We start from the raw sequence: 11,949 nt of genomic DNA, 5'->3' as shown, positions 1-11,949 counted from the left end.
TTGGTGTACGCCGGTCCCTTGTGGGGGGGGCTTGCTCCCGATGAGGCCCGCAAGAACGCTACATCCCATGCGCCTTCATCAACCGCGCATAACTGCCATCAGCCTTCATCCTGGCAATCTCCCGATCAAAACCGGCGACGATCTGGGCATGCTCGGGGTTCTTCAGGCTGACCAGGATGTGCAGGCTGTTCTGGCTCAATGGCTTGCCCACAAAGACCACGGCATCGCGCACCCGCGGCGACTCCCGCGCCAGGTAATAGCGCGCTACGTATTCATCCTCCAGCGTCAGTCGCACACGCTGCGCCGCCAGCATGCGCACGGCCATGGCGAAGTTGTGCACTGGCACTTTCTGCAACTGGGTGTCTTGATCGAACGCTGCCGAGTAGGCGTAACCGCGCACCACGGCGATGGCCTCGTCGTGCAGTGCGTCCAGGCTGTGATAATCGATGGCATCGTCGCTACGCTTGAGAAAGCGCACACGGTTAAGCAAGTACTCGCCGGAAAACTGCCCCAGATGCGTGCGGTCCTCGTTATACCAGGCGTTGATCAGCACATCGTAGCGCCCATCCCCCACGCCCTTCAATGCGCGTGCCCAGGGCACCTGTTCAAAATCACTGGCATACCCGGCACGGGCCAGGGCCGTGCGGACGATATCAGTAGCCAAGCCGCCATTGACCAAGGTGGCATCAGTAAACGGTGGCCAGCCATCCGCCACCAGGCGCAAACGTTGTGCCAGCGCCGGTTGAACCAGCAACAACACTGCGATCAAAGCAACGGCACGAGTCAATCTCGGCATGCTTAAAGTCCTTGGCGGGCAGGCGATGGCCTGATAACAGTAGCTCATCAATGAGCTTGCATTGCAGATTACACAAAGAAGCCCGCGGCGCATGCACAGAATGATGGCAAATTGACGCCATTCACAAAATAGCCAATTTTAGACAGCAGCGCCCGTCGCGCTTACTATTCCTGGCAAGTCTTTATAAGAGCGCACATCATGACGGTTGATTGGGTCTGCAAACATCACGACGACTTGGGCAAGGAACAGCTGTACACCATCCTGCGCCTGCGCAGCGAGGTCTTCGTCGTCGAACAAAAATGCGTCTACCAGGACATAGATAGCCAGGACCTGGCGGGTGACACTCACCACCTTATGGCCTGGCAAAATGATGAGTTGGTGGCCTACCTGCGGCTACTCGACCCGGAGTCCCAGGGCGGCGATGTGGTGATCGGCCGCGTTATCGTTGCGCCCGTGGCACGGGGCAGCGGGCTGGGGCATCAGATGATGGATGAAGCGCTCAAGCGCATAGAGGATATCTGGCCGCAAATGCCGGTTTACCTGTCGGCGCAGGCACATTTGCAGGGATATTACGCACGGTATGGATTTGTGGTGGCGGGCGAGGAATACCTGGAAGACGATATTCCACATATCGGTATGCGGCGGGTTTGAGGGCCTCATCGGGGGCAAGCCCCCGATAGCGCCACCGCCACCGCCGAACTCAGGGATAACCCAACACCTGCTTGATAGACGCAAGATTGGCCTCGATCCACCGCCGATCAATCGCGCCCCACTCACGAATCCGATAATGCCCGGCATGGTTGCGCGCCCCTTCTTCCTGCTCAAACTCGCAGACGATATCCAGGTCCGCCAACGCCGCAATCGTGTCCTGGGCGGTACGCCGGGGCATGCCGGTGGCTTCGGTGAGCGCCGGCACGCTGCTGGCCAACTGGCTGTCGATCAGGTACGCCACGTACAGGCGCCGATAGAAGCTGCTTTTGGTCTTGCTCACATCCATGGTCAGTCGCCTTGTGCTCAGGGTTTGCCTTGCAGGTCTCGCCAGGTGAGGTAGACCCGTAGGTCGAACTCCACCTGATGGTAGTCCGGCATCATGTATTGGCAGAGTTTGTAGAACGCCTTGTTGTGGTCCGATTCTTTGAAGTGGGCCAGCTCGTGCACCACGATCATGCGCAGGAACTGCGGTGCCGCCTCCTTGAACAGCGAAGCGATGCGAATCTCCTTCTTGGATTTGAGATTACCGCCCTGCACCCGCGAAATCGTGGTGTGCAAACCCAGGGCACGATGGGTCAGGTCCAGACGGTTATCGAACAGCACCTTATCAATAGAGGGTGCGTTGCGCAGGTGTTCCTGCTTCAACGCCAGGGCGTAGGCGTACAGGGCCTTGTCGCTCTGCACGGTGTGGCGTTCGGGGTAACGCTGTTCCAGGTAGGCGCCCAACTGGTCGTTGGCGATCAGTTGGCGCACTTGCTCCTGTAGCGCAGCGGGATAGGCCTGGAGGTATTTCAAAGCGGTCATGGAGTCTGCAAGGTAATTCGGACGGGCGCCAGTGTAGCCAATTCAAGGCAAACGCGGGTACGACCAACCCGCAATGTCCTCGGCCATCAACGGCGCCGCCGCCCAAGGTCCCTGGATGTGCGTGCAGCCATTGGCCTTGAGCCACTGAACTTGCTCAAGAGTCTGCACCCCCTCGGCAATCACCAGCACATCAAAATGCCCACATAACTGGATGATACTGTGTGCCATCGCCGCATCCCGCGTCGAACCGGGCAGGCGCGCCACCAGTTGCGGGTCAAGCTTGAGGGTGTCGAACTGCAAGTCCCGCAAATGGGCCAGTGAGCAGTGACCTGAACCAAAGTCATCCAGGGCAATACGCACCCCAATCCGGCGCAATAGCTGCAGCTGTTTGGTCGATTCCTCCAGGTTACTCATCAGGCAGTTCTCGCCGATTTCCACCTCCAGTTGCCGCCCCTGCAGCCCATATCGCTCCAGGATCTGCTGCAGTTGGCTGGCCAGGTTGGGCATATTGAACTGGCTGCTGCTCAGGCTCACGCTCAGCACCAGCTCAGGGTCGAAGATGCCCTGCCAGGCCTGGCGCTGGGCAGCGACTTGCTGGTAGATCCAGGCGCTCAACTGGCTGATCAACCGCGCCTCTTCCAGCAGCGGCAAGAACAAACCCGGGGGTACATCGCCGACGCTCGGATGCTGCCAGCGCAACAACGCCTCGACGCCACGCAAACGTCCGTCCACCGCACAAACCTGGGGCTGGTACACCAGGGTGAAATCCTTGTTTTGAATGGCGGTGCGCACGCTGTCTTCAAGCATGAGGCGCGAACGGGCGCGTCCGTTCATTTCCTGGTCGTAATATCGATATTGCTGACGGCCGGCACGCTTGGCTTCGTACATGGCAATGTCCGCCGCGCGCAACAGGCCATTCAGGTCGGAGCCGCAATCAGGGAACGTCGCAATCCCGATGCTGACGCCAAGCATCACGTCCAAGCCGTCGACCTGCTGGCACACAGACACACGCTCGATGAGCTTTTCCGCGATCTTCGCCGCCTGTTCGGCGAATTCCAGTTCCAGCAATGCGGTGAACTCGTCCCCACCCATACGCCCGAGAATATCGTAGGAACGCAGGCAGGCCTGCATCTGTTCCGACACCCAGCGCAGCACGCGGTCGCCAGCGTCGTGGCCCAGCGTATCGTTGACCCGCTTGAAGCCATCCAGGTCCAGATACAGCAACACCAGCGCCTGTTCGTTGCGTTCGCTGCGCAACAAAGTGTTCTCCACGGCCTGATGAAATCCTCGACGATTGAGCAGCCCGGTCAACGGGTCGGTCACCGCTTGGAACTCCAGTTGCTGATGAAGATGGCGAACCTCGGACATGTCCAGCACCGTCACGACCATAGCCTTCTGCTCGGCGGGCAAGGGTGCACAGGACAACGCCACCGGCACCTGCTGGCCGCGCCCCGTACGCAAAATGGCGTCATGCTGGCGCCATGTCTCGCCTCTGCGATACGCCTCGTACATCGGGAAGCCCAACCAGGCGGGCACATGGGGTTTTTGCAGGAAACTCAGGAAACTCTCACCCTGCAGCTCATCCATCGTGGCATTCAACAGTCGTGAAATGGCCGGGTTGGCGTACTCGATCACACTGGCTTCACCCACCACCAGAATGCCCTCGGCGGCGTTATCCAGCACCGAGGCATTGAAGGCGCGGGCCAGTTCCAGGTCATGGCTCAGGCGCTGCAAGGCACGGCGGTTGCGCTGATGCTCAAGCAAGGCTTGCACCTTAGGCTTGAGGATATGCGGGTCAAACGGTTTGAACAGGTAGTCGATCGCCCCGCTGGCATAGCCTTCAAGCACTGCCGCGGGGGATTGGGCGGTGGCTGTCAGAAAGATAATTGGCGTCATGCGCGTACGTTGGCTGCCACGCATCAAGCGCGCCACCTCGAAGCCGTCCATACCGGGCATGCGCACGTCCAGCAGCACCAAGTCGACATCGTGGGCCAGCAGCAACTCCAAGGCCTCCATACCGGACGTGGCGGTGATCACCTGCCAGTCTTCACGTTGCAACAGCGCACGCATGCTGACGAGGTTTTCCGGGTAGTCATCGACCACCAGGAGAACCGAACTTGCACCGCCGGGTTGTGGAGCGCCATCCATGCTACGTCTCTTCCGTAAGGAGCTGCACCGGTCACTTCTGATACAAAGGCCGGATAAACACTGAGGGCTCACTCTAGCCCCGGTTCCAAAAAAGCAGAAGTGACGCAGATGCCCTCATTGCACCAAAGCCAAGGAAGCCGACTAACGGTAAGGCCCTGTAGCCCGCGATTCATGGGCAACATGGCTTTTTGGCATTCCTCTGACGCCAATAAATTGCCAGCAATTGTTTAACAATCGTACGAGCAGCGCCTATAAAGAACCGGTAAGGCCTGCGGGCCAACGCTTTCACCCTCTGTAAAAGGCCAACACCATGATCGACCTTTCCACCTGGAACCTGAGCATTCCGGTCGGCTCCCCGCCCACGACCATCGACACCCCGAGGCTACTGAGCGGCTTCAACGATCAATACTTCCAGGCCGAAGGCAGCGACGTGCAGTTCTGGACCCCCGTTACCGGCACCCGCACCGAAAACGCCATCTACCCACGCAGCGAACTGCGCGAAACCTACGCCGACGGCCGCTTGCGTAACTGGACCTACCCCGAGGCCGACAACTTCCTGCGCGCCACCCTCGCGGTGAACCAGGTGCCCTCCTCCGGCAAGATCGTGATCGGCCAGATCCACGCCTATGACAGCCAAAAGCCGCTGATCAAGCTGGAGTACCAGTTCAAGGAAAAAACCCAGACCGGCAACCTCGTCGCCAAGGTGCGCATGCGCCCGGATGAAGCCGACAGCCGGGTGATCATCGTCGCCTCCAATGTGCCGCTGGAGAAGAGCTTCACCTACGTGATCAACCTCAACAAAGCCGGGCTGCTCAGCGTGTATGCCGCCGACAGCGAGTGGAATGAACGCATAGGCGCGGCCTGGGGCGACAAGCCGTTGTACTTCAAGGCCGGGGTGTATGTGCAGGACAACAGTGGGGACAGCCAGGAAGGCGCGCGGGTGACGTTTGCGAAGTTGGATATTGATCACGAGTAAATGGATTAGCCTATTTCGAGTAGGCAACGTCCGATAAGCCCACGGATCATTCCCCGATAAATCCAGACGATTAAATCCCCTGTGGGAGGGGGCTTGCTCCCGATAGCAGTGTGTCAGCTCCAATAGCGGTGACTGACCCACCGCAATCGGGAGCAAGCCCCCTCCCACACTTGCCCCGCTTGGCCTGAGAGCCCGGTGCTAGTCCTACAGGACCGTTGCGGCCAGTCAATTCGCAGCTTATAGTTCCCCCGTCGCTGGCTGAACAGCGATAGGGTTTCGCAGCCCTACAGAGTTAAACCGCACCCGTCAAAACAGTCCCGGTATTCTTGCCGATGGCCGTCTTTGTTATGGCGGCTGTGCGTGGGAGACCTTCGGGTCTGCCGGGTCTTAACTCCTCGGTCTGCGAACCCGCGTACAGCTGCCACCTAATTTGTTTCGCAGCAAACGGTGGTCAATCTTCTTTCGAGTTAAGGATTCACCATGACCCAACAACTACCACCCCGCCGCTTCACCCCCTGCACCGAAACCGCCACCGATCACCCCGTGCTCCTGATCGACAGCGACGCCCCACTGCTCGACCTCCACGCCTGCCTGCGCGAACGCCTCAACGCGGCCCTTGAACACCTCAACCTGATGGCCTGTTCCAGCCTGCCGGACTTCGCTGAGCGCGACCTGAACAACATCGCCAACACTGCACGCATACTGGTTCAGGACGTGAGCGATGTGTTTCGAGTGATTGAGCATCGAGGGTTCGATACGCTCAGCGCCGTCTAATCAAACTCCGGCAAAAACCCGCATGTCTGCGGGTTTTTCATAGATCATATTTAAATAATCCTCTCGCGGGCCCGTCCTTATCCCGCGATAGCTTCGCCTAGCTACTGAGAAGGCAATGTAAATTTCGCCGGACCTTTTGAATTCACCAGCTCAAAAGTACAGTTTGTGATATTGCCATTTTTACATTCCTTTTCCTCACTCCAAGCGTTGCCTTTAGCCACTGGAGGTAAGGTAAATCGCTTGGACAGCCTTAAATAGTCATCCTTGCCTTTGCCTCCGTAATTGCAGATCACATAGCTATAAGGCAACTTCGTTTCGCTGTCTGCTCCCTGCTTGATCGCCGCGCCTAAAAACTCAAATTCCGCAGCCATCGAGCTATCTTCAATGAGCTGCTCGCCATTCCATTCCTGCTCGCCATCTGAAAATCGAATGCTCACCGCCTTGATAGTTGAGACATCCGGGCACGTTAGGGGCGCGGCATAGGCATTCCCCGTCAGCGCCAATGCGCTGACCAAAGTGATGCTTGGAAGGCACTTCAAAAGATGCGAATAGTTCATAGCGTATTCTTCCCTGGTTGATTTACTGCCCCCCCAGTGTGCGGAAATTAACGGCGAACGATACTGTCAACTTTGACAGTTTTAAATTGAAATTCGAAATAAGCGATGGAATATTAATAACTTCAAAAAGGCGTAGCTTTGGAGAACCTGTCCCTTCGCTAAATAAATCCGCTGTCCTTAATCAGTTCAAGCCATATAGCTAATAGCCAAACGTTATAAAAAACTGTCATCTTTGACAGGTCACGCCCCCCAGCAAATCTCTTAGTATTTCTCACGTCACTGAAGAGACGAAACACCTACCTATCTTTAAACAGAATGAAAGGAATATCATCATGGGACAACTCGTCGGAAACTACTTCGGCTCTTACGGCGGCGATCACATTTACCTATATATTACTAGCAGTGATGACATCGGCGGTCCAGTTACAGCCACTGCCAGCGTGAATGGACAAACCGGCACACTCACAGGACATCAAACCATCGGAGCAACCACCACGACTATTATGTTGACAGGCACTATCGGAAACAACTCTGAAAGCTGGACCTTCAATACTTCCGACTTTAGAACGTTAAGTGGCGGTCGTAACTTCGCAGGCCCAAATGGGGTTTGGACATATCAGGGCTTCGGGCTGGGCCGACAGTAACAATCGATTAAAAACAGTTGCTATTCGACTTTTTCATGCGCACGACATGATTCTTTCCAAGCATACCAGCGTAATAAGTTAAAAGCTTATGGCTTTTTAACGAAACCAAAAAAAGAACCCACACACTGTGGGTTCTTTTTTTAAGGCCTAAGGCTCAATTCACCTTAGCGTTCAACTCACCTTTCAAATACCGCTGGTACATCGCTTCCAACGAAATCGGCTTGATCTTCGAAGCATTGCCGGCAGTACCGAAAGCTTCGTAACGCGCGATACACACATCACGCATCGCCGTCACAGTCGCACCGAAGAACTTACGCGGATCGAACTCGCTCGGATTGGTGGCCATCAGGCGACGCATCGCACCGGTGGACGCCAGGCGCAGGTCAGTATCGATGTTGACCTTGCGCACGCCGTACTTGATGCCTTCGACGATTTCTTCAACCGGTACGCCGTAGGTTTCTTTAATGTCGCCGCCGTACTGGTTGATGATCGCCAGCCACTCTTGCGGTACCGAGGAAGAGCCGTGCATCACCAGGTGGGTATTAGGGATGCGCTTGTGGATTTCCTTGATGCGGTCGATGGCCAGCACGTCGCCAGTAGGTGGCTTGGTGAACTTGTAGGCGCCGTGGCTGGTGCCGATGGCGATGGCCAGGGCGTCGACTTGGGTCTTCTTGACGAAGTCGGCAGCTTCTTCCGGGTCGGTCAGCATCTGACTGTGATCGAGCACGCCTTCGGCGCCGATGCCGTCTTCTTCGCCGGCCATGCCGGTTTCAAGCGAACCCAGGCAGCCCAGCTCGCCTTCAACCGATACGCCGCAGGCGTGAGCCATGGCGACGGTTTGTTGGGTGACGCGTACGTTGTATTCGTAGTCGGTCGGGGTCTTGCCGTCTTCGCCGAGGGAGCCATCCATCATCACCGAGCTGAAACCCAGCTGGATGGAGCGCTGGCACACGTCAGGGCTGGTGCCGTGGTCCTGGTGCATGCACACCGGGATATGCGGGAATTCTTCGATGGCGGCGAGGATCAGGTGACGCAGGAACGGGGCCCCGGCGTATTTGCGCGCACCGGCCGAAGCCTGGACGATCACTGGGGAGTCGGTCTTGTCAGCGGCTTCCATGATGGCGCGCATCTGCTCAAGGTTGTTGACGTTAAAGGCTGGAACGCCGTAGCCGAATTCGGCTGCGTGGTCCAGCATTTGACGCATGCTGATAAGTGCCATTGTGTTGTCTCTCCCGGTCGAGGGTCGTTAATCGTGCAAGCCTGCCGTAGCGGCGGCTGCTATTCAAGTTATTGCAGATCAAGGGGTTGAGCCTTGTGCTGCTGAATCGTTATTGCTGGTGTAGCCGACTCAAATTCCAATCTGAAACCGAATCAATGTGGGAGGGGGCTTGCTCCCGATAGCGGTCATCCTGACACCTGTGTGCGGGCTGACACACTGCAATCGGGGGCAAGTCGAATCGTCGCACCACCCCCTCCCACATTTGGGTCTCATTTCATGATCTCAGTTGGCCTTACAGCCGCGCCCGATCAAATCATCGGTGGCCACCCAGTAAACCAGGCCTTCCTCACCCTTGGTGTGAAACGCCAACTGGCCATCGCTGTACAGCGCGCCCGAGGCCGCCACGTCCTGCTTGAGACGGTAAACCTGGTCCGAACCACCGAGGCGTACATCCACCTCGCTACGGGCCTGGTTAGCAAAGCGCCAGTTGACCTCGGCCTTGCTGTCGCAGGTCCAGGTGGTCCACTTATCGGCAGGCTCTGCCTTGTTAAACATGTTCATGCTGCTGCAGCCAGCCAACAGGGCCAGGGCTGCCAGGGCGAAAACGCCTTTCATTGCCAATCCTCGAACGGCGACCCCGGAAGGCCGCCTTTGCTGTCGGTTAGTGGATCAGACCCGTCATGGGCAGCCCTGTTCCTGACCGTTGGGCGCGGAATCGTATTTCTCCAGCCGTTCGTTGCCGATGCGCTTGTTGATCACCGGCATGGTCTCGGCTTGCCAGTCAGCCTGGTAACAGCTTTTTTTCAGCGGGGCCTTGGCGTTATCCACCTCGGGCGCCGCACTTGGCGTGCTGCTGCAGCCGGCCAGCAGGCCCGCTGCGACTACCAGTGCCAACGACTTGATCATGGGAACACTCCTTTTCCTGATCATGCGAGCCTTAGCCCTTGGCTCGGGTTTCCAGCACTTCCACGGCTGGCAGCACCTTGCCCTCGACGAACTCGAGGAAAGCGCCGCCACCGGTAGAAATGTAGGAGATCTGATCAGCAACGCCGTATTTATCGATGGCCGCCAGAGTGTCGCCACCGCCGGCGATGGAGAAAGCCGAGCTTTCGGCGATCGCCTTGGCCAGTACCTTTGTGCCGTTGCCGAACTGGTCGAACTCGAACACGCCCACCGGGCCATTCCACAGAATAGTCTGGGATGCCTTGAGCAGTTCGGCGAAGTTGGCCGCAGTTTGCGGGCCGATATCCAGGATCATGTCGTCAGCGGCCACGTCAGCGATGAGCTTGACGGTGGCTTCGGCGCTTTCAGCGAACTCTTTGGCAACGACCACGTCCACCGGCAATGGCACGCTGACTTTGGCGGCGATGGCGCGGGCGGTATCCAACAGATCCGGCTCATACAGGGACTTGCCCACCGGATGGCCGGCTGCGGCCAGGAAGGTGTTGGCAATGCCGCCGCCGACAATCAGCTGGTTGCAGATCTGGCTGAGGCTATTGAGTACATCCAACTTGGTGGAGACCTTGGAGCCGGCGACGATGGCGGCCATCGGCTGGGCCGGAGCGCCCAGGGCTTTGCCCAATGCATCCAGTTCAGCGGCCAGCAGCGGGCCGGCAGCGGCGACTTTGGCGAACTTGGCCACACCGTGGGTCGAACCTTCGGCACGGTGCGCAGTGCCGAAAGCGTCCATCACGAATACATCGCACAGCGCGGCATATTGCTGGGCCAGTTCGTCGCTGTTCTTCTTCTCGCCCTTGTTGAAGCGCACGTTTTCGAACAGCACGATGTCGCCAGGCTTAACATCAACGCCACCCAGGTAGTCAGCCACCAACGGCACATCACGGCCCAGGGCCTTGCTCAGGTATTCAGCTACCGGCTTGAGGCTGTTTTCAGCAGAAAACTCACCTTCGGTCGGGCGACCCAAGTGGGAGCAGACCATCACGGCCGCGCCTTTTTCCAGGGCCAGCTTGATGGTCGGCAGCGAGGCCAGGATTCGCGCGTCGCTGGTGACAACACCGTCCTTGACTGGGACGTTGAGGTCTTCGCGGATCAGTACGCGCTTACCTTGCAGATCGAGGTCGGTCATCTTCAACACGGTCATGGGTCGCAGTTCCTGAATTACTGTTGAGGTTGTTTAGAAGCGATGTGCAGATAATGTTCCGCAACATCCAGCATTCGGTTGGCAAAGCCCCACTCGTTGTCGAACCAGGCCAGGATGTTCACCAGCCTCGGGCCGGAAACGCGAGTCTGGCTGGCATCGACAATCGCCGAATGCGGGTCATGGTTGAAATCGCAACTGGCGTGGGGCAACTCGGTGTAGGCCAGCAAGCCTTTGAGCGGGCCGCTGGTGGCGGCCTCGCGCAGGATCCGGTTGACCTCCGTCGCATCGGTGTCGCTGACGGTTTGCATGGTGATATCCAGGCAAGACACATTCACCGTCGGCACCCGTACGGCTTTGGCCTGGATTCGCCCGGCAAGTTCCGGCAACAGTCGCTCGATGCCGCGAGCCAAACCTGTGGACACCGGAATCACCGACTGGAACGCCGAACGCGTACGGCGCAGGTCTTCGTGGTGATAGGCGTCGATTACCGGTTGATCATTCATCGCCGAGTGAATCGTGGTGATCGACACGTAATCAACGCCGATCGCCTGATCCAGCAGGCGCAACAACGGCACGCTGCAGTTGGTGGTGCACGAGGCGTTGGACACCAGCAGCTCATCGCCGGTCAGGCAATCCTGGTTGATGCCGTAGACGATGGTGGCATCGACATCTGCCTCGCTGGCCATCGGCTGGGAAAACAGTACACGCGGCGCGCCGGCATCGAGAAAACGCTGGCCATCGGCACGAGTGTGATAGGCACCGGAGCATTCCAACACCAGGTCGACGCCCAGCGCCGCCCAGTCGATGCCCTCGGGCGTGGCACTGCGCAACACTTTCACGCAGTCGCCATTGATATGCAGACAATCGCCGTCGACCCGCACTTCGCCGGGAAAGCGGCCGTGGGTGGAGTCAAAGCGTGTCAGGTATTCGATACTGGCCATATCGGCCAGATCGTTGATCGCAACAATTTCAAACCCGGCCGCCGCCCCTCGCTCGAACAGCGCACGCAAGACGCAACGACCAATGCGGCCGTAGCCGTTGAGTGCAACTTTGTAAGGACGCGGTTGGGGCATGGGGTTCTCGCATTGTGGGCGACACAAACCACTGTAGGAGCGAGCTTGCTCGCGAAGAACTTGAGAGCGCCGCGTTAAACCAGAAACACTGCGTTATCGTTAACGATCTTCGCGAGCAAGCTCGCTCCTACAGTAGAGGCGGTGAC

Annotated in this window: 14 protein-coding genes; 4 read left to right on the top strand and 10 right to left on the bottom strand. The window is 58.0% G+C overall.

Going from position 1 to position 11,949, the window contains the following annotated elements:
• Positions 1-58 precede the first annotated feature (58 nt).
• Positions 59-796 (bottom strand): substrate-binding periplasmic protein, encoded by a 738-nt coding sequence (locus tag KVH01_RS07230; protein WP_217880900.1) that lies wholly within the window; start codon positions 794-796, stop codon positions 59-61.
• Between the two features lie 198 nt (positions 797-994).
• Here KVH01_RS07230 and KVH01_RS07225 point away from each other — a divergent pair, with 198 nt between their 5' ends.
• Complete coding sequence (locus tag KVH01_RS07225; RefSeq protein WP_217880899.1) at positions 995-1,447, top strand: GNAT family N-acetyltransferase; 453 nt, start codon at positions 995-997, stop codon at positions 1,445-1,447.
• Positions 1,448-1,496: 49 nt separating this feature from the next.
• Here KVH01_RS07225 and KVH01_RS07220 read toward each other — a convergent pair whose 3' ends face one another.
• From KVH01_RS07220 to KVH01_RS07210, 3 genes are read right to left on the bottom strand one after another with little or no spacing between them, the layout of a single operon-like run.
• The gene (locus KVH01_RS07220) at positions 1,497-1,793 is read right to left on the bottom strand and encodes a winged helix-turn-helix domain-containing protein (protein WP_043046195.1); all 297 of its coding nucleotides are present in this window, start codon (positions 1,791-1,793) and stop codon (positions 1,497-1,499) included.
• Between the two features lie 17 nt (positions 1,794-1,810).
• A complete protein-coding gene (locus KVH01_RS07215; RefSeq protein WP_217880898.1) occupies positions 1,811-2,311 on the bottom strand; it encodes a M48 metallopeptidase family protein in 501 nt (166 codons plus the stop codon).
• 42 nt (positions 2,312-2,353) lie between these two features.
• The gene (locus tag KVH01_RS07210) at positions 2,354-4,459 is read right to left on the bottom strand and encodes a putative bifunctional diguanylate cyclase/phosphodiesterase (protein WP_217880897.1); all 2,106 of its coding nucleotides are present in this window, start codon (positions 4,457-4,459) and stop codon (positions 2,354-2,356) included.
• Positions 4,460-4,769: 310 nt separating this feature from the next.
• Between KVH01_RS07210 and KVH01_RS07205 the strand changes: the two genes are divergently transcribed.
• Positions 4,770-5,435: a polysaccharide lyase family 7 protein gene (locus tag KVH01_RS07205; protein WP_217880896.1), complete on the top strand. Its 666-nt coding sequence runs from the start codon at positions 4,770-4,772 to the stop codon at positions 5,433-5,435.
• 480 nt (positions 5,436-5,915) lie between these two features.
• Complete coding sequence (locus KVH01_RS07200) at positions 5,916-6,209, top strand: fructose-bisphosphate aldolase (RefSeq protein WP_124402166.1); 294 nt, start codon at positions 5,916-5,918, stop codon at positions 6,207-6,209.
• A 101-nt stretch (positions 6,210-6,310) separates the two neighbouring features.
• Here the strand turns inward: KVH01_RS07200 and KVH01_RS07195 are convergent, their stop codons facing one another.
• The gene (locus tag KVH01_RS07195) at positions 6,311-6,766 is read right to left on the bottom strand and encodes a DUF3757 domain-containing protein (RefSeq protein WP_217880895.1); all 456 of its coding nucleotides are present in this window, start codon (positions 6,764-6,766) and stop codon (positions 6,311-6,313) included.
• A 332-nt stretch (positions 6,767-7,098) separates the two neighbouring features.
• Here KVH01_RS07195 and KVH01_RS07190 point away from each other — a divergent pair, with 332 nt between their 5' ends.
• Complete coding sequence (locus KVH01_RS07190) at positions 7,099-7,410, top strand: hypothetical protein (RefSeq protein ID WP_124402168.1); 312 nt, start codon at positions 7,099-7,101, stop codon at positions 7,408-7,410.
• A 154-nt stretch (positions 7,411-7,564) separates the two neighbouring features.
• On the opposite strand, the gene fba is transcribed toward KVH01_RS07190, so the two are convergent.
• The 5 genes from fba to epd form a co-directional block, all read right to left on the bottom strand.
• On the bottom strand, positions 7,565-8,629 hold the full coding sequence (gene fba / locus KVH01_RS07185) for a class II fructose-bisphosphate aldolase (RefSeq protein WP_003177554.1): 1,065 nt from the start codon (positions 8,627-8,629) through the stop codon (positions 7,565-7,567).
• 282 nt (positions 8,630-8,911) lie between these two features.
• Positions 8,912-9,244, bottom strand: a complete 333-nt coding sequence (locus tag KVH01_RS07180; protein WP_217880894.1) for an MliC family protein — start codon at positions 9,242-9,244, stop codon at positions 8,912-8,914.
• Between the two features lie 63 nt (positions 9,245-9,307).
• A complete protein-coding gene (locus KVH01_RS07175) occupies positions 9,308-9,535 on the bottom strand; it encodes a putative periplasmic lipoprotein (protein WP_217880893.1) in 228 nt (75 codons plus the stop codon).
• Between the two features lie 31 nt (positions 9,536-9,566).
• Positions 9,567-10,730, bottom strand: coding sequence for a phosphoglycerate kinase (locus KVH01_RS07170; RefSeq protein ID WP_043046203.1), 1,164 nt, complete (start codon positions 10,728-10,730; stop codon positions 9,567-9,569).
• A gap of 17 nt (positions 10,731-10,747) precedes the next feature.
• Positions 10,748-11,803 (bottom strand): erythrose-4-phosphate dehydrogenase, encoded by a 1,056-nt coding sequence (gene epd / locus KVH01_RS07165; RefSeq protein WP_217880892.1) that lies wholly within the window; start codon positions 11,801-11,803, stop codon positions 10,748-10,750.
• Positions 11,804-11,949: the final 146 nt, after the last annotated feature.

Origin of the sequence: Pseudomonas khavaziana (assembly GCF_019145205.1) — a bacterium.
In the GTDB taxonomy this organism is placed as follows: Bacteria; Pseudomonadota; Gammaproteobacteria; order Pseudomonadales; family Pseudomonadaceae; genus Aquipseudomonas; species Aquipseudomonas khavaziana.
This window is presented reverse-complemented; position numbering and strand designations above follow the sequence as displayed.